Genomic DNA, 16,967 nt, shown 5'->3' with positions numbered 1-16,967 from the left:
AATGAGGGATGAGTTCATCTCTTTTTTTGTATGCTATACGTATGCTTAATTACTTCACCCAGGCCAGTGCAAGACCATCATAGTCGGGCAGCATTGTTGTTACGAGGCGCGGATCACTCGCTATCTGTTCGTTGAATCGGCGAACGGCAAGTACTGCCGGCCCCTGCTTGTCCGGATTAAGCGTACGTCCACGCAGGAAACAGTTATCTCCCACAATAACAGCTCCAGGGCGCGCTAACCGAATGGCATAGTCGAGATACACCGGATAGTTCTCTTTGTCTGCATCAATGAAGAAGAAATCAAATGTTCGACCTTCCTGCTCAAGCTGTTCGAGGCTGGCAGCTGCCGGGCCGATTCGATATTCAACTTTATCCCCAAAGCCGCCTTCCTCCAAGTGACCACGTGCCATTGCTGCATACTCCTCTTTCAATTCCAATGAAGTGAGGGTTCCTCCCTCCTCCAATCCGCGCGCTAGACAAATCCCGCTGTAACCACCCAGTACACCAATCTCAAGCACGGCCTCTGCCCGTGATGTCTTGGCGAGAAAAGTGAGCAGACGGCCATAAGCCGGCGCAACCGAAACTTCAGGCATATCGTTTGAACGAATGGCCTCTTTTACCTTTAATAACAGATCATCTTCTTGAAATAATTGATTTACATATTCGTCAGGGGTAAGATTCACCACGTTATCCTCCTTGGACACTTGGACTGCTTTCCTTATGGATGCCAATGTTCTATAATGAATGTTTGTTATCAACACAGGCGGTTTGACTGATGCATTAACCTGCTTGATGAACGCAGAATGCCTACCGCATTTCTCATTGTAAGTTTTTTCACGGAATGCGGCAAGGCCGCGCCGTCACTATACAGCTGGAAGAAGGCACATGCCTCTCCTGCATGAAATGGAGTTGAAATGAAACACATGGCTCAATTGCAATTGATTGCCACTTCAGCAATGGGACTTGAGGCTGTCGTAGCCCGGGAACTGAAACAGCTGGGATATGAGGATGTTACGGTCGAGAATGGCCGAGTGTTTTTTACTGGAGATTACATTGATATTTGCCGCTGTAACCTGTGGCTGAGAAGTTCAGATCGGGTTCTTATCAAAATGGGTGAGTTCCCTGCGACGACATTCGACGAATTATTTGAGGGGACCAAAGCACTTCCTTGGGAAGAATGGATTCCGGCCAACGGTGAATTCCCTGTCGAGGGCCGCTCTCACAAATCCCAGCTGAGCAGCGTGCCTGCCTCTCAGGGAATCGTAAAAAAGGCGATCGTTGAGAAACTGAAGCTTACACATAACACGGAGTGGTTCCCGGAAAACGGGGCCCGATATGTCGTTGAAGTGATTTTGCTGAATGACCGCGCCCTGCTTACGCTGGATACGACCGGACCAGGCCTTCACAAACGGGGTTATCGTAAACTGGTAACCGAGGCTCCGCTGAAAGAAACACTTGCGGCAGCCCTTATTCAGCTCAGCCGCTGGAACGTATCCCGTCCCTTCTATGATCCGTGCTGCGGTTCAGGCACCATGCTGATTGAAGCAGCCATGATCGGTTGGAACATTGCACCGGGACTGCGTCGCTCCTTCAACTCTGAGAACTGGGATGTCATCCCCCATGAACTGTGGGAACAGGCTCGCGAGGAAGCATTCGATGCTGTACGTGACGACGTTCCATTGCAGATTTCGGGTAGCGACATCGATCCGGAAGCGATTGAGGTAGCACAGGCAGCGATCAAAAGTGCCGGCTTCGCCAAGGACATTGAAGTAAGCGTCCTGCCTGCACACCGTGCCAGACCTCAAGGAGAATATGGTGTGATCATTACCAATCCGCCATACGGTGAACGTTTGAGCGAAGAGAAGGAAGTTCAGAAGCTGATTCGTTCCTTAGGACGCAGTTACCTTGAAATGCCAACCTGGTCCTTTTTTGCCATCACTTCAACCAAATCCTTCGAAGATGCTTTCGGCCGCAAAGCAGACAAGCGTCGCAAATTGTTTAATGGACGAATTGAAACCCAGTACTATCAGTATTTGGGACCATTACCTCCACGGAATCAATCACCACAACAATAATCACAACGTTCACAAAAGAGTGCTCCTGCCTCCCATGGCGGGGGCGCTCTTTTTTGCGCCAGTTTTGCAGCTGCTGCCCTGCATGAAGCACTTCTGCTCTGGGCATAGTTGAAATGCCATGAAGCCACGCTATAATGAATGGAGCCCTATTTTACATTCCGTTAACAATATTCGAACAAAACACTGCAACCAGGAGGGAACCTAGATGGTCATCTCACAGCCTACACGCCGCATGACGCCGCGCAGGCTTCTAAATCATCCACTTACGTTATATCTTATTTTCCTTGTGCTTATGCTGCTTAAACTCATGTGGCTTCATCACAACCTGCATGCCTACAACATTACGATGGGGCTCTTGGATAAAGTCATTGCCATTGGTTCTTTGCTGCTTCTGTCCTTTTGGACCTGGTGGCTGCCTCGGCGGGGCATGATTCTGTCCCTTGTCGTGCTTAATCTGCTGCTTACAGCGCTGATCTATGCCGATATGGTTTATTATCGATACTTTCAGGATTTTCTGACGATCCCTGTATTGATGCAGGCCAGACAAGTTGACGCTCTGGGAGACAGCATTGCCACCCTCTTACACGTCAGCGACTTGTGGTTCTTCGCAGACTGGATAGCCATTATTCCGTATGGGGTCATTTTGCTATTCAGCAGACGATATCGCGTTTCACGTGCGACTCCGTATAGTAACAGGTTAGGAAGTTATTCTGATCGCGGCGGCAAAAAAGGCATGCGCAGACTCACTGCCGGCAGCATCGCCCTAGTGTTGGGACTTTGCCTTGCCGTAGGACCTATCTATTTTTACAGCAAAACGTGGGCCAAAGGACTGTTCGATAATAATTGGTGGAACGTATCCATGTACAATGTCACCGGGCTTCTCGCTTTTCACGGATACGATCTGTACAACTATGCCAAGGATCACATCGGTTCTGGCCCAGAGGCTGACCCCGCAGATGTCGAGCAGGCCAAGTCCTTTTTCGCTGACAGACAGAAAAATTCTTCGAGTGATGATGCACTTTTTGGTAAGTATAAGGACAGCAATGTCATCATCGTTCAAGGCGAAGCCTTCATGAATTTTATGATTGGACAGAGCATTGGCGGTCAGGAAATCACGCCTCATTTTAACGAACTGATGAAGGAAAGTCAGTATTACAGTCATTTTTATCATCAAACTGGCCAAGGCAGAACATCGGATGCCGATTTTGGAGCCAATATTTCATTGCATCCACTGCCCGTCGGATCAGCATTCGTTCGGTACGCAGACCATACGTATGACTCTTTACCGTCAATCCTGAAAGATAATGGATACAGCACAAATGTATTTCATGCATACGAGAGTGGATTCTGGAACCGTTACACCATGTATCAGAACATGAACTACGACAAGTTTTACAGTAAAAATGATTTTGAGCAGGATGATCCACTCGGCTGGTCCCTGTCCGATAAGTCGTTTTTCCGACAATCCGTTGAGAAGATGGACAGTGAGGTGACAGAACCTTTTTATTCCTTCCTCATTACACTCAGCAGTCATCATCCATATGCACTCCCGCAGGATAAACAGCAGCTTGATGTGGACGAGTTTGAAGGGACGATGTTTGGCGACTATCTGCAGTCCGTTCATTATGTAGACTCTGCGCTGGGCAGCATGGTAGAAGATCTGAAAAACCGGGGATTATGGGACAATACCATTTTCATGTTTTATGGGGATCACGATAATTCCATTAAGGAGCAGGCTCAATATGAGCAATTTCTTGGAAGATCTCTAAATGAACTCGATCTGGAGCAAATCATGAATGAGGTGCCCCTACTGGTGCATCTGCCAGACGGAGCCGAAGCTGGGACTTTGGATCAACCTGCAGGACAACTGGATATTACTCCATCCGTACTTCATTTGCTGGGTATAACAGATGAGTCCTACTATCATATGGGGAACGACATCTATGACGGATCTCCCCGAACAGTAGTTTTGCGCAGCGGTGCATTCACCGACGGTTCCGTATTTTATATTCCCTCGGACGATTACATCTATGAGAATGGGTCATGTTATGATCTGTCCACCCATTCCAAGACAGACATTAACGCCTGCAATTCCGGGCATGACGAAGCCTCAAAGAGACTGCATGTTTCCGACACGGTCATTACGTATGACCTCATTCCGCGCTTCCGCGAAGAGAACAATGGAGAACCTGCATCCTAGATGATACCGCTGCTAATGTCTAACCTAAGTAACGGAATGAAAAGGAGAAGATATGTACAATGACAACTCAACCAGATCATCTGCCGATTGAACAAAAGTTATACGATGCAGCTGCGAACTTTGTGAAACATCGCTACCCTCAAGGCTGGGGTGGCGCAGCGGCTGTTTATACCGAGGCCGGTTCGCTGTTAATCAGCGTTGCTCCAGAAGTGATTAATGATGCTACGCATCTATGCATGGAAACGGGAGCTTATCTGGAAGCACACAAATTAAACGAGCGGGTCACCCATTCGATCTGCGTGGCACGTGATGACGAAAATTCGGAATTCAAGGTTCTCGCCCCTTGCGGAGTGTGTCAGGAAAGATTGTTTTTCTGGGGTGAAGATGTCAAAGCCGCCGTATATGATCCGGAAGGAAAATTAATCTATAAGAGACTGGACGAGATCCAGCCTTACCACTGGTCCAAGGCTTATCGGGGCAAATAAGATGAGTATTTACGTGTTAAACATGTAAGCATCCAGATAACTTTGAAGCCATGATCCCGTTATTCATTTACCCTCAAAGTGCTACACAAGCAGCCTGCTGCATGTGTAGCACTTCTATGTTCAGGCATGCCGAAGCCCTGCTTGCGTTAATTCGAAAGTCGCTTTATAATTGTAACCAAACTAGTTTCATTTATATTGATGGGGGTTTTTACAAGATGAATATTGAAATATGGTCCGACTTTATGTGTCCTTTCTGTTATATTGGCAAACGCCGTTTGGAAAATGTACTCGCCCAGTTCCCACATCGTAATGAAGTGAAGCTGCAATTCAAAAGTTTCGAACTTGATTCAAATGCTGAATTGAACAGCGGCAAAACCAACGCGGAATACCTGGCCGCAAAATACAATATGAGTGTAGAACAGGCTCGGGGCATGAATGCTCAGATGAATGCCAATGCTCGCACGGCCGGACTGGAATACAACATCGATGCGATGATCCCTACCAACTCCTTCTCAGCTCACCGTCTGACCCATTGGGCAGATACACAAGGCAAGATGCTTGAATTAAGCGAGCGATTGTTCCAGGCTATTTTCATTGAAGGCAAACACGCTGGTGACACCAATGTACTGATTCAACTGGCTGAGGAAGTGGGTCTGGACCCGAATGCAGCCACCGAGGTATTGGCCAGCAATCAATTCGCCGATCAGGTTCGTGCCGACCAGGCTGAAGGCGAGCAATTAGGCATTCGCGGCGTACCCTTCTTTGTATTCGATCGTAAATTTGCCGTATCTGGCGCGCAGCCGGATGACGTGTTCCGGGATGCCATTCAGAAAGCATGGGACGATCGCTCCCCATTCACGATGGTTGAGTCCAGCGCACCTAATGCGGACGCAGGCGGTGTATGCACGGACGATGGATGCGAAGTGCCGCAATCCGATAATCAATCCAAATAACATAAAAGCAGCAGGAGCAAGGGTATCCCCTGAACCTGCTGCTTTTTTCAACTTATACCTCAACTCATCAAATTTTCGTACAAGTATGAAGACCTTGCCCGACCTGCCTAATGCAGAACCGGACCCTATTTATACACTCTACTAGAGCAGCAGCCCTATACACATAATCAGGCCGCAGAGCACAGATGATTGCTGGGAAGCTCCCATAAGCGGCAGATACGTCTCAGACGGATTAACTTTGCCCAGTGATTTATAAACCTTGTACATTGGAATAACGGAAAGAATCGCGACAAGACCATAAACGGGCAGAGCATGGAACACCACACTTACGATCAAAAGGATGTAAGCAAGGATCGTCATCAGCTTGGATAGACGAAGCGCCCGCTCTTCCCCCCACATGACAACCAGCGTCTTCTTGCCGATTTCACGGTCCGCACGCCAGTGCAGAAAATGATGGTTAAATAGCAGCATGGTGGTCAGCATGCCGACCGGTAAGGACAGCAGCAGCGGCGCAAGCGCAAACTCTCCTGTCTGTACATAGTAGGCACCCAGAACCGGCAGAATACCAAAGGAAATAAATATCCCGATTTCACTATAGCCTTTCCCCCGGTACCCGAATTTAATTGGCGGTGCAACATAGAAATAAGCGATCAAAGCACCGATCAGCGCAATAGCCAGTATCGGCCAACCGCTGACAATTGTAAGAATGAGACCGCAAGCCCCAGCCAGCACTAGGAATCCCCAGGTAATTGCCGCAAATCTCTTCTCGGTCATGGTTCCTGAAGTCAGAAACCCGGAGTGCGTCGAAATCGCATCTTCTGTCTCCGTTGCTTGGGTATCGGTTCCGTTGCGATAATCCCATAAATCGTTTACCATATTGGAAAAAATATGAGCTGACACCGCGCCCACTAGCGTCAGCAAAAACAAAAGAAAATGAAATTCCTTCTGCATAGCGTAGGCTGCAATGGTACCTAGTATTACTGGAACAACCATTACCGTTACCGAATACAGTCGGGTCATATTTTTAAATAAAGCCCACTTACTCATGATGTATTTTAAGCCTCCTATGATGTAAAATACTTAAAACTTTGTGACAACGTTCACATAACATTAGATTATACACCATATTGACTCTGTTGTGATAGGAAATTTTTGTTCGTTATTTTGACTGAATCTCTAAGGTTGCCTGCGTTAAAAGTTGTTCTTTATCAAAAGCCTCCCTTAAGGCAGCTTAACCTCTGTTCTGCGGGATTGCAGCCAGCTGACCAACAACCCTCTGCAATGAATAACGACAGCAATTATGAAAGGGAGAAAAGGCCCTCTCCTTCTGGAAGAGGACCTTTCAGTTTATGGCATAAATTGGTCTATCTGTCTACGATGTATTGGCCTTTGAAAGGCGATCGGAAGAACGATCCGTATCCGGAACCATCGCAAACAGAAAGTTGAATACCTATATTGGGATGGAGCTGCATCAGTCCCAAAAAAGCTGATCCGGATGCGGCCCGGTTCTCTTATCAGAATCCAAGGCATCAATCGATCTAAGTTCATCCGGCGTTAATTCGAAATCAAAAATGTCTGCATTCTCACGAATACGCTCGGGTGTAACTGACTTCGGAATGGTTACAATCTGGTTTTGAATATCCCAGCGCAAAATAATCTGAGCGGGTGTCTTCCCATATTTTTGAGCAAGGCCCTTCAGCGTGGATTCATTGTTCAGCTTTCCTCGCATGATCGGACTCCAGGCTTCCAACTGAATTCCCTGCTCTCCACAGAAATCCTGCAGTTCCTGCTGAATCAGCCCCGGGTGCAGTTCCACCTGATTGACCGCAGGTACCGTTCCAAATTCATTTATAATCTCGCGCAAATGGTGTATTTCGAAATTGCTAACACCAATCGCCCGTACGCTTCCTTCGCTATATAGACGTTCGAACGCTCTCCACGTCTCCTTGTACTGGTCTCTGCCTGGCCAGTGAATTAAGTATAGATCTATGACATTCAGTCCGAGCGCCTTCTGACTGGCTTCAAATGCTCTGAGCGTCGAATCAAATCCCTGATCCTCATTCCAGAGTTTGGTTGTCACAAACAGCTCATTCCGGGCGATTCCGCTGCTCGCAATGGCTTGTCCCACTTCTTCTTCATTCCCGTAGACGGACGCGGTATCGATGCTGCGATATCCAACTTCCAATGCCGTCTCCACTGCTTGCTGAACTTCTTTACCCTTTGCTCTGTATGTTCCAAACCCTAGCCAAGGCATCGTTACCCCATTATTCAGAATCGTGCAATCTGTAATATGTTTGGTCATCCTGTACCTCCCGTATGGAATTTGGCCTGCTCAAGGGTTATTAACCTTCTGACAGAAATTTAAGCGTTTCCTTATTTACTGCCCAGGGCGGCTCATTCCTCGGAGACATTCAAAAAAGGGACATGAAAAACCCGCAAAGCTCTATAGCCCGCGGGTTCCGGTGTGACAGGAACAGTTATTGATTCCCTTGCCCATTCTGACTCTGGATGGAGTTCAATCTTCTCTTCTCCTCAGCAAACATTTCTTCTGCCAGCTCAACGCCCTGACCTCCCAGCGAACGTTCGGCTTGAAGCATGGCCTGCTCCGTATGCGCCAAACGACGTTCAGCCTGCTCAATGGTCTGTTCGGTTGGATGTGACATGGCCTGAGAAACGGCAAAATGTAGTTTGTTCACTGCATTCTGCGCCTGAGATACGTTCGTATCGGCTTGCAAACTGGAATCATAACGCTTCGGCATGAGTATTCCTCCTTGGGATCATGTTCCTGTTACCCCTTTAGGATGGTTGATGAGGTCCTGCCTTATTCTTCTTTTGCAGAACAATTATGAACGGCCTGCCGTGACTCCTTTTTGAATCATCATGACCCTAGGTTTGTAACCTTCCCCTTACTCACTGCGTTTATCTCATAAATACCTTTTGCCAGAAGGAAGTGGTCATTTGAAAAGCCTGCGGATTTCTCTCATCATATTGACTTTGTTATTGATAACCAGCGGCTGTACGTCTTCGACGTATGAAATAACCGGTTATACAAGCTCCTCTATGAATTCGGATATTCCAGTTCCTTCGAATGCCAAACCGTTAAAAGTTACGACAAATTCGGCAAACACCAATATCCACATGGGATTGGCATATGAATTGGAACATATTGGAGGTGAACAAGGTCTCTATCCCCCAACGGATTACTTTCAAAAGTTACACGATGAAGGATGGATTGAGTTGGAGGAGAAGCGCTTGGGGAGTGTGCATTTTTTCAAGAAAGACGACACGGTAATCGCCATCGAAATTCATGAGGACACCTTTGATATCTATGAGATGAAAAAGGATGCTTCCATATAACCCACCCTATTGGTTCATGGAACAGCGCAATTCTTCTACCCTAGTTACCACTGCATATGAAAAAAAGAGAGGCATCAGCCTCTCCCTTTTATTTCGCGGGCGATTTAAGTCCTCTCCGATCACAAAAACATTACTTCACGAATTTTGCGACTTTCGCCAGCACTTCTTCTTCAGTTGGCGCACTAATGTACCGACCGTTAATAAATACAAAAGCACGCTTCGCACACGGACCGCAGTACGATTTGCATCCAATCTTGATCTCCGTTTCCGGAGCCATTTTCTCCAGCTTGGGTACAATCGACTTCAGCCTGATATGATTACACTTTTCGCATACGCGGATATCGTTAGCCATGAGTTCCCCTTCTTCGCGGCCTTAGTGGTCGCCGTGGTTCCCTTTGGAAGGATTCGTGATAACAAACCCCTCTTGAGGAAGGTACAGGTAGTCAATTTTAACGCCATCCAGCAGCGGCTGATCGTTCTCAAGAATTACATCGATCTCTTTATCCGTGGATACCACAGTATCATTATCTTTAGGCGTGTCCAGATCCAGTCCGTAGTGAGCGTGATCACCGTGTGCATGCGTGATGACAACACGAAGTTTTTTCCCTTCGTTCTCAGGCTTGTCCAGTTCCAGTTTCAATACTTTTGCCGCATTGCGAGTAATTTTGCAGTTCATTTCAACTTCATCTCCTATATTGTAATTGCTGGTTCCAACAATTTCAGCATTTCTAAACTCCAGCATCTATTGTAAAGAAAGTTACTCCGCTTCGCAATAACATTGATGCAAATCGGTGTAAAACGATCCGTTTTATCTCAAATCTCGACTAGGTACGAGACGGAAGTACCGGATATTTGCGCTCGGCACGACTAACAAACCAGTTCATGAGCAGCAAAGTAACACCGATATCATCGATAGGCATAAACGGCAGCACGTCGGGCAACACCCAATACAGTAGAACCGGGATGATGAACAACAATTTCTCATGCAAAGGGATCTGCGGAGCCCGCAATAGGCGGGGCAGTCTCTTGAACACCTCGGCCCATCGTTTGAACGACAGCAGTCTTCTCCACTTCATGTGAACCCCTCCAATATTCTTCATGCGCCAGAAAAGGCACATAATCGTATTCCACTTATTACCCGTTCAAGAGCAATATGATATCCAATAAAAAAAGATGGGACGCCGTTACAGCGCCCGTTTCTTTTATACGAAGATGACCAGCTGAACGTTTCATCACGTGGACTCTGACCCTGCATCCCCATCCGACAGCAACTCAGCCAGCAGCATGCCCACCTCGACACAGATATCATCAAACTGTTCAACTGGTAATGGGTTAACCCCAAGCCCAACCTCAACCGTGAACCCAGGCTTCCGAAACTGCTGAATAAACCAGTCTTTGTATCCTGCATCACTTCCGCCAAGCTTAACTGCCTTGTAACCTGAGGCTCGGGCCAGCCTGCGCGATAAGGGTGCACTCTCTTTTGGCTCCAAATCGCGGTAGTTCCAGTAGATCTCCTGCCCCTGACTGTGCAGGGAAACGACAGCAGCGAAGCTGTGTTGTTCCGTCCACTGCGCAAGTGCCCGTGCTTCCGGTTCAGATAAAGGGGCTGTTCCCGCGTAATCCCGGGGACCAGGTGACACAATTCCTCTTCGCGCTGCCTCTTCCTCCCAGTGAGCCGGAAATTGATCGTTAAGATCCACTCCTCTAATATTGGCCTTCCAATGGGTAAAGTGTTTCCGTCCAGCATTCCAGGCCAGCAGCTGCTTGGCGTGGGGATGTTCATTCACGACGCCTTCCTGAACGAGTTCAACCCCATCGGGATTCACCATCGGCACAATCCACAACGTCGTTTCCCGCATCCATCGTTCCGTTTGAAACTGGTGCCATGGGGCGCGGGCACTGTACGCTCTTGCATAGTCTTCAATAAAACGCATGACCACCGCTGTTGTAAGCCATTCATTGGCGTGCACGGAAGCATTGACGTGAATATGTCGCGTTCCCTGGCCAATTTTCAAGTAGGGTAAAGACTTCCCCATTACACTTGTACCGATTGAACCTGTGGTGATAAACGGGTATTGCTTCACAAGCTTAACTATATCCCGGTTCATTTCACGATACCCGTACTCGCCCTGCAGCCTGACAATAGTTTTGCCATTTGAATCCGGAATATGAATACAACGCCCGCACCAATCCGTAACGTTCGCAAACTCGGGATTAGCCTCACGCAGCTCCTCTTCATTCAAATCAAAACGTTCCGCTATCAAACCCACGCTCTCCCCAGGCTGAACTGCATATCTTCGACCGGTTCCCGGTAGTATACGCAGCATCTGTCCAGCAAGCAAATAGGGTTGTGCTGCTGCTTCCGGGTTCAGGGCAGCCAGCAATTCTCTTGTCATATGATGCGCTGAGGCTACGCGGGATAAGGTGTCCCCTGACTGAACAATAATCCACTGAAGTTCCATGGTGTCTCCTTTCCCGGCAGGAGAACGCAATTCTCCTTGTCCTGTGCTCATAATGGTTTCTACCCTAATATGTATGCGAACCCGGTTGTCCGTCATGTGACATGAATCACGCAAGCCGTCTCGATCACTATTCATATAAAAATAAAAATACCGGAGCTCGAAAGGCTCCGGTTGGCTTATGAGTGCTGTGGGTTAAGCGTCAACATTAACTCATGTATGAATGAATAGTGCTAAGCTACGTCAATCGGGTAACCTGCCATACGACAGGCGTTTTCGAGATTTGCTCCCCCAGCCACTGGCGGGTAATATTCTGGAACATGCGCGGGTCTCCCGTACAGAAAAACTGATGCACCGGTGTCTCATTCCCACTTGCCAGCTTTCGTTTATCATACAAAATCGTACTGATTTCCCTCGCCGTCTCATCTGCCGAACTAATCAATTTCACTTCCTGTCCCATGACTTCCTGGATCGTTTCCATGAGAAATGGATAGTGGGTGCAACCCAAAATGAGACAATCAATTGGCTGTTGTTTGATCTGGCCCAATGACTGCTCCACCGTAAGCGTTGTTTGTTCGGAACGAAATTCACCTTGCTCCACCAGAGGCACCAATGCAGGACAAGCCTGACTAACGACATCAATATAAGGGGACAACTGCTTAAGTGCCGAAGTATATGCACCACTTCCTATCGTTCCCACTGTACCAATGACGCCAATGCGCCCTGTGCGGGTAGCCGTAATGGCAGCACGCGCCCCGGGGTGGATAACCCCTATAACTGGCACGTTTACCTTCGCCCGAATATAATCAAGCGCTGCTGCCGTAGCGGTATTACAGGCGATTACGATAACCTTCGGATCGAATTGGATCAAGAAATCAACGATTTGTTCCGTAAATTGTTTCACTTGTTCGGACGAACGGGGTCCGTACGGTGTCCGGGCAGTATCTCCAAAATAAATGATCTTTTCCCGCGGGAGCTGACGCATCACTTCCTTGGCGACGGTCAACCCCCCTACACCGGAGTCTAATATAGCGATTGCTTGCTGCACGAACACACCGCTTCCTTCTTCATTAAATTGGTTCTGATAACGATTCGGTTCCAGAGCTTTCATCCTACCGTATGATTTTTCCGGCAAAAAGGTACCTACATCTTACCCGATTTCATCTCAGGGTTCAAATAAATGGCCGTATGCTGTGCTTCTTGATCATTGACGCACACAACAAAGCAGGCTTTCCTCATTCTCCGAGGAAAGCCTGCTTATACCTGCCGTTGCTTCAGATATTGTCCTTCGAATCATCCACAGGCAGCTTCGCTACCACGTCAATGCCAGACTCCGTCCCATTGTTATCTATGGAAGTGTCTGCAGCCGAATCAGAATCGGCAATGACGGCAGACACACGCAATTCTTTCCCTTCTGCGCAATTCCGCCAGGACTGGATATCCTGAATCACAACGTCAGCCGTTTCTTTAACTTTGGATACGATCTGTGAGCTTTGCTCGCCGACCTTGACGGCCAGTTCCTGCCCTTTTTCAGTTACCTGACGTGCACCCTCCGAAATGTCCTGACGCAGCTCACGACCGGATTTTGGCGCGAGCAGCAGAGCTGTCACAGAACCTACTACCGAACCGATCAATGCTCCCCACAACAAACCCTTGTTTGAATCCTTCACGTCGCATCTCTCCCTTTACCTTTAATGAAGTACCGAATAACAAGCAACTACATCCAGATGCTCATTGATCCGGGCGAATGCCTACTCTGTTGATGCAGTATAAGCAGCAAGGGCTTGACCTGACACTCCAGACGGCAAAAACTTTTTTAAGCCCATTATTGCTTATCCCGATTGTCAGTATCAAATATGCCGAGATGAATCAAGCGGCTGAGCTGCATGTGCATCTCCGGGATTGAGGTCAATGACATAACGACCTGGCGCAATTAGCGCAGCCTGATGTTCACAGCGCCAGCGTCTTCCTCCAGAAGATCCCAGCGTCTGCCCGTCCTGCAGAACATCCCCCTGATCGAATATGTAATAGGCTGCTCCAAGTAAGGTCTGGGCAACCGTATCCGGATCCAATCCTGTAAAATGGCACTGTACATCAGGAACACCAAGTGCAGACAATCCAACCGTATCCATAACCAGTTCACGCTGTTCTTCAGTCCCGCCTGCCTGATACATACGAACATTCATCGCTGCGTAGAGATGTTCTTCCCGCTTCTGTGATTGAATGTAAGCTTCCGGCTCCACCAGTTTGTCACTGCCGTACCAGTACATCCCCTCGCAAGGCAGAACCTCCATTACAGCCTGGAGCATATTTTGGAATAATTCCAGACGCTGTTTGCGCGGCATGGCTGCAGAGAACATGTCATGTAGCCGGATGGAGTATCTTGCTGACTTCACTGCCTGTCCCGCTTCAGGCCAGTGCCATGCCTGCTGCACTGCGCCTCCGAAACGCGAACGATCCTTGATCCCGTGAACAGGGAGCATACAGTTCTGTGCAGGTATAGCCCCTTCCTCAAATGAAACCTGATGATCCAGATGGTAGAAAACAAGCATCTCTTGCTTATACGCTGAAGCATTGCCTTCCTCCGAATGCGTCCCTGCTTCATCCATTTTTTTCTGCGAGGGCTGTTGTTCGTTGATTTGCTTCACAGCCAGACGGACTTTTCCGGTATACCGGCTCAGCGCATCCTGTAACTGTACCCGATTTACCACAGGTTCCTCTCGGAATAAGAGCTCCACCATGTATACGGGATGGAACCCGGAAGGAACTTCATTTGAATCCTTTTTATCTAGTTCATCTTGTCTTTCGTTTGTCATGCTGCTTCCCCTCATTCCTTACTCTGTCCCTCGATCTGATTATGCTGGAACGGACCAAGTTCTTTCTCCACATAAACACTGACCTGCTCAGCAAACTGTTCCAGGATGTCCGGCACCTCTGTGCTCAGCGGATGCAATTCTGCACGCTTCCAGCTGAAGTAGTCCTGTACCAATGGCTTGCGCAGCGAGACTAGACGCCGGAGCACCTCATAAGTCGAAGCGTCAAAAACATTCTCTTCGTGATTAATCTGGATAATATCATCATAGCTGCTTGCGTCCCGCATAATGAAACCGTCGATCAGATAGCTGCCCACATCTGTTACAATCTCAATAGCCAGGTGTAGACAACGCTCCTGGACCAAACCCAGCATAAGACTGCCATCCCAGGCTTGTGATGCTCGGCGAAGCCCTTCGGCAACCTCCGGCACGGCAGCAAGCCTGCGGGCAATCTGTTCTCTGTTTACGTAATACAATGCGTTCACTTCCCGTTCGCTGAATTATCGGTTCCGTTTTCCTCTTCGCTTAAGCCAGAAAAGCATCACCGGACAAGCGATCAAAAATACGATAAAAATATATAAAAATTCCATAACGTCTCTTAAATCGCTCATGCCCAGTCTCCTTTAACAACTGCAGAATGAAATGATTGAATTAGATTTAGATTTCATAGTCCACTGCGATCGACTGTTCTCTGACTTCGTTCATATACTTGATTACTTCCTGATGAAGCGGGTGAACCTGGTAGGCCTGAAGATCTTCCAGTGAAGCAAATTCGGCTGTAAGTGAAATGTCGAAGGATCTGTCGGAGCGAAGTACGTCCACACCTACTTCCAATGAGACCAGGACATCAATTTTGCCTTGCAAATTGCGAAGAACGTTCGCAGCTGCCTCAATGGTTTCCGGAGAACGATCTTTCATTTTAAAAAGAACAATATGTTTAATCATCAGAACAAGCACCCCGTTTGCTTATATTAGTAGAAATGAATGAATTTTCGTGTAACCAAAATATATCATAACGTTACCTATTGCGAAAGGATACATGGAAACGTTCTCTAAATGACAAAGGAATGTTACTACGAGCTTTTCTTTTCCGGTTTGTCTTGATCCGGTGAAGGGCTTGCCTCCTCTGAAGGGCTTTTCGGATCAGCTTTGGGTGCTTGAACTTGCGGTACAGACCACTCCCGGTCAGACAATTCCTCCTCCTTTTTCAGAACAGCGATGGCCTGTCTGAGCTTATTGGGTAGTGGAAGTCCGATTCTCGCATAGTTTTCCGTAATGGAAATCAACTCGTTAACGAGGTAAAAATAGATGGCTCCTCCTTTGATGATATCTGTCCCCATCAGCAGATCAATACGGTGAGCAAGAAGGATAACGGTCAGCATCAGCCCCTTTCGGGCAAGTCCCCAGAACCCAATGTTGCTATTCAAACCTGTACCCGACCTTACAGCTGCAGCGATACCTGTCACATAATCCACAGCCATTGCAATCACGAGCAGACTCAGCAATTCATCCCACACCCCAAAAGCAAAACTTACAAATGCTCCAGAAATAGCAGCAAAGGTATTTATGGCTGGACTCACGTTTTTCACCCCTCCCTCTGAATTGATCACTATACAAGATATGTAAGAGTCATAGATTTTGACAGACCAATCGCCTGGTTTAACCCACGGATATCACTTTCGGATTTGTGCATGTTTTCGCTGGAAGATCACAATGGCCACCCGATAATATTGGTGAATTTTAGGTAAAAATCCGCATAAGATCAACAAAAAACAGAGAAAAGTAAAATAGTCCTATGAATGAATCTTAAGACCTAATTTATTGATGTTAGAATTCTTTTTGATCCCTGAAATTTAGTGAAACATTGTAATCTAGGAATATACTAGGAAGTGAATTGCGCATACCCTAGTCCATAATTCCTCCTTCCTTGCTCACGTCAGTTTAAGCTTAAATCAAACCAGTGCACACGGCACTTGAAAGTACCCCGGTTCTTATTGTAGTATTTGGTTAAAAAAATCGGAGGAAATATGCCTAATCAACCAGAACAACATTCCATCCAGGCGTGGTCTCTGATCAACCGTAAATACTTGGGAAAAGGCGTCCGTGTTAAACGATTCCGAAAACCGACACGCTGTCAAATCCGTAACCGAGTTCTTCTAGCCGTGCTGATGGCCAATGATATCAAGTTGTCCCAGTTAGCCGAAGATCTATCCATCTCATCACGCAGCGTGAGCGCGTGGGTGTATGAGGGGCGGATACCCGGCAGTACCAATTTGGACAAGGCGTGCCAACTGCTAGGCTACCCGCGTCACATCCTCTTCAATGAAGAAGTGGTGCGCAAAAGCCCGGTCATTTGTCAGCCCGAGCCTTCCCGTTTCATGAAGCGTACGGTGACCCGCTCTCCGGTTAGCAACCGTATTCTGACAGGCTTGTGTATGGTCCATGATTTGTCGGTGACAGATGTCAGCCACTGGATCGGGGTTCATCCCGGCACCTTCCGCAAATGGCTGCATCAGGGAACGCTGCCTTCTGCTGCGTTTCAGGAACAAGCGGAACAATTTTTCCGCATCCCGAAAACCATCTTGTTCGCAGATGTCATCCTGAAAGACCAACGCACCAACTAAAT

General features: G+C 47.7%; 19 protein-coding genes and 1 pseudogene. 6 read left to right on the top strand and 14 right to left on the bottom strand.

Features of this window, described 5'->3' with window-relative positions; genetic code table 11:
• Positions 1-49: 49 nt before the first annotated feature.
• On the bottom strand, positions 50-682 hold the full coding sequence (locus AAIH57_RS14910) for an O-methyltransferase (protein ID WP_175399719.1): 633 nt from the start codon (positions 680-682) through the stop codon (positions 50-52).
• A 240-nt stretch (positions 683-922) separates the two neighbouring features.
• Here AAIH57_RS14910 and AAIH57_RS14905 point away from each other — a divergent pair, with 240 nt between their 5' ends.
• The 4 genes from AAIH57_RS14905 (at position 923) to AAIH57_RS14890 (ending at position 5,712) form a co-directional block, all read left to right on the top strand.
• Entirely contained in the window at positions 923-2,074 is a 1,152-nt protein-coding gene (locus AAIH57_RS14905) for a THUMP domain-containing class I SAM-dependent RNA methyltransferase (RefSeq protein ID WP_175399862.1), read from the top strand.
• 205 nt (positions 2,075-2,279) lie between these two features.
• A complete protein-coding gene (locus tag AAIH57_RS14900) occupies positions 2,280-4,274 on the top strand; it encodes an LTA synthase family protein (protein ID WP_175399718.1) in 1,995 nt (664 codons plus the stop codon).
• 80 nt (positions 4,275-4,354) lie between these two features.
• Positions 4,355-4,759: a cytidine deaminase gene (locus tag AAIH57_RS14895; RefSeq protein WP_175399861.1), complete on the top strand. Its 405-nt coding sequence runs from the start codon at positions 4,355-4,357 to the stop codon at positions 4,757-4,759.
• Positions 4,760-4,974: 215 nt separating this feature from the next.
• Complete coding sequence (locus AAIH57_RS14890; protein WP_430022088.1) at positions 4,975-5,712, top strand: DsbA family oxidoreductase; 738 nt, start codon at positions 4,975-4,977, stop codon at positions 5,710-5,712.
• 141 nt (positions 5,713-5,853) lie between these two features.
• Here the strand turns inward: AAIH57_RS14890 and AAIH57_RS14885 are convergent, their stop codons facing one another.
• From AAIH57_RS14885 to AAIH57_RS14875, 3 genes are all read right to left on the bottom strand, one after another.
• Positions 5,854-6,759 (bottom strand): prenyltransferase, encoded by a 906-nt coding sequence (locus AAIH57_RS14885; RefSeq protein WP_175399716.1) that lies wholly within the window; start codon positions 6,757-6,759, stop codon positions 5,854-5,856.
• Between the two features lie 424 nt (positions 6,760-7,183).
• On the bottom strand, positions 7,184-8,014 hold the full coding sequence (locus AAIH57_RS14880) for an aldo/keto reductase (RefSeq protein ID WP_175399715.1): 831 nt from the start codon (positions 8,012-8,014) through the stop codon (positions 7,184-7,186).
• A gap of 175 nt (positions 8,015-8,189) precedes the next feature.
• Entirely contained in the window at positions 8,190-8,471 is a 282-nt protein-coding gene (locus AAIH57_RS14875) for a hypothetical protein (RefSeq protein WP_175399714.1), read from the bottom strand.
• Between the two features lie 199 nt (positions 8,472-8,670).
• Here AAIH57_RS14875 and AAIH57_RS14870 point away from each other — a divergent pair, with 199 nt between their 5' ends.
• Entirely contained in the window at positions 8,671-9,069 is a 399-nt protein-coding gene (locus AAIH57_RS14870; RefSeq protein WP_175399713.1) for a hypothetical protein, read from the top strand.
• 130 nt (positions 9,070-9,199) lie between these two features.
• Here AAIH57_RS14870 and AAIH57_RS14865 read toward each other — a convergent pair whose 3' ends face one another.
• The 10 genes and pseudogenes from AAIH57_RS14865 to AAIH57_RS14820 form a co-directional block, all read right to left on the bottom strand.
• Positions 9,200-9,421, bottom strand: a complete 222-nt coding sequence (locus AAIH57_RS14865; protein ID WP_175399712.1) for a DUF1450 domain-containing protein — start codon at positions 9,419-9,421, stop codon at positions 9,200-9,202.
• 21 nt (positions 9,422-9,442) lie between these two features.
• Complete coding sequence (locus AAIH57_RS14860; protein ID WP_175399711.1) at positions 9,443-9,745, bottom strand: iron-sulfur cluster assembly accessory protein; 303 nt, start codon at positions 9,743-9,745, stop codon at positions 9,443-9,445.
• 148 nt (positions 9,746-9,893) lie between these two features.
• Positions 9,894-10,145, bottom strand: a complete 252-nt coding sequence (locus tag AAIH57_RS14855) for a hypothetical protein (protein ID WP_175399710.1) — start codon at positions 10,143-10,145, stop codon at positions 9,894-9,896.
• Between the two features lie 156 nt (positions 10,146-10,301).
• A complete protein-coding gene (locus tag AAIH57_RS14850; protein ID WP_175399860.1) occupies positions 10,302-11,531 on the bottom strand; it encodes a M14 family metallopeptidase in 1,230 nt (409 codons plus the stop codon).
• A 235-nt stretch (positions 11,532-11,766) separates the two neighbouring features.
• Positions 11,767-12,576, bottom strand: coding sequence for a glutamate racemase (gene racE / locus AAIH57_RS14845; RefSeq protein WP_312884396.1), 810 nt, complete (start codon positions 12,574-12,576; stop codon positions 11,767-11,769).
• Positions 12,577-12,802: 226 nt separating this feature from the next.
• The gene (locus tag AAIH57_RS14840; protein ID WP_175399709.1) at positions 12,803-13,198 is read right to left on the bottom strand and encodes a YtxH domain-containing protein; all 396 of its coding nucleotides are present in this window, start codon (positions 13,196-13,198) and stop codon (positions 12,803-12,805) included.
• 180 nt (positions 13,199-13,378) lie between these two features.
• On the bottom strand, positions 13,379-14,344 hold the full coding sequence (locus AAIH57_RS14835) for a DUF4261 domain-containing protein (RefSeq protein WP_430022087.1): 966 nt from the start codon (positions 14,342-14,344) through the stop codon (positions 13,379-13,381).
• 11 nt (positions 14,345-14,355) lie between these two features.
• Positions 14,356-14,817, bottom strand: coding sequence for a DUF86 domain-containing protein (locus tag AAIH57_RS14830; RefSeq protein ID WP_430022086.1), 462 nt, complete (start codon positions 14,815-14,817; stop codon positions 14,356-14,358).
• A gap of 181 nt (positions 14,818-14,998) precedes the next feature.
• Complete coding sequence (locus AAIH57_RS14825) at positions 14,999-15,286, bottom strand: Dabb family protein (protein ID WP_175399706.1); 288 nt, start codon at positions 15,284-15,286, stop codon at positions 14,999-15,001.
• A 251-nt stretch (positions 15,287-15,537) separates the two neighbouring features.
• A pseudogene (locus AAIH57_RS14820) lies at positions 15,538-15,921 on the bottom strand (phage holin family protein); the annotation flags it as partial.
• Positions 15,922-16,368: 447 nt separating this feature from the next.
• On the opposite strand from AAIH57_RS14820, the gene AAIH57_RS14815 reads away from it, so the two are divergent.
• Entirely contained in the window at positions 16,369-16,965 is a 597-nt protein-coding gene (locus AAIH57_RS14815; RefSeq protein ID WP_175399704.1) for a helix-turn-helix domain-containing protein, read from the top strand.
• The last annotated feature ends 2 nt before the right edge of the window (positions 16,966-16,967 follow it).

The organism is Paenibacillus sp. MABNR03 (assembly GCF_050455445.1).
GTDB lineage: Bacteria > Bacillota > Bacilli > Paenibacillales > Paenibacillaceae > Paenibacillus > Paenibacillus xylanilyticus.
This window is presented reverse-complemented; position numbering and strand designations above follow the sequence as displayed.

Bases quoted from the DNA above. Each gene is read 5' to 3' on its own strand.
- AAIH57_RS14905 (WP_175399862.1), top strand. From the start codon at position 923: ATGGCTCAATTGCAATTGATTGCCACTTCAGCAATGGGACTTGAGGCT.
- AAIH57_RS14900 (WP_175399718.1), top strand. From the start codon at position 2,280: ATGGTCATCTCACAGCCTACACGCCGCATGACGCCGCGCAGGCTTCTA.
- AAIH57_RS14890 (WP_430022088.1), top strand. From the start codon at position 4,975: ATGAATATTGAAATATGGTCCGACTTTATGTGTCCTTTCTGTTATATT.
- AAIH57_RS14885 (WP_175399716.1), bottom strand. From the start codon at position 6,759: ATGAGTAAGTGGGCTTTATTTAAAAATATGACCCGACTGTATTCGGTA.
- AAIH57_RS14880 (WP_175399715.1), bottom strand. From the start codon at position 8,014: ATGACCAAACATATTACAGATTGCACGATTCTGAATAATGGGGTAACG.
- AAIH57_RS14875 (WP_175399714.1), bottom strand. From the start codon at position 8,471: ATGCCGAAGCGTTATGATTCCAGTTTGCAAGCCGATACGAACGTATCT.
- AAIH57_RS14865 (WP_175399712.1), bottom strand. From the start codon at position 9,421: ATGGCTAACGATATCCGCGTATGCGAAAAGTGTAATCATATCAGGCTG.
- AAIH57_RS14860 (WP_175399711.1), bottom strand. From the start codon at position 9,745: ATGAACTGCAAAATTACTCGCAATGCGGCAAAAGTATTGAAACTGGAA.
- AAIH57_RS14855 (WP_175399710.1), bottom strand. From the start codon at position 10,145: ATGAAGTGGAGAAGACTGCTGTCGTTCAAACGATGGGCCGAGGTGTTC.
- AAIH57_RS14850 (WP_175399860.1), bottom strand. From the start codon at position 11,531: ATGGAACTTCAGTGGATTATTGTTCAGTCAGGGGACACCTTATCCCGC.
- AAIH57_RS14835 (WP_430022087.1), bottom strand. From the start codon at position 14,344: ATGACAAACGAAAGACAAGATGAACTAGATAAAAAGGATTCAAATGAA.
- AAIH57_RS14825 (WP_175399706.1), bottom strand. From the start codon at position 15,286: ATGATTAAACATATTGTTCTTTTTAAAATGAAAGATCGTTCTCCGGAA.
- AAIH57_RS14815 (WP_175399704.1), top strand. From the start codon at position 16,369: ATGCCTAATCAACCAGAACAACATTCCATCCAGGCGTGGTCTCTGATC.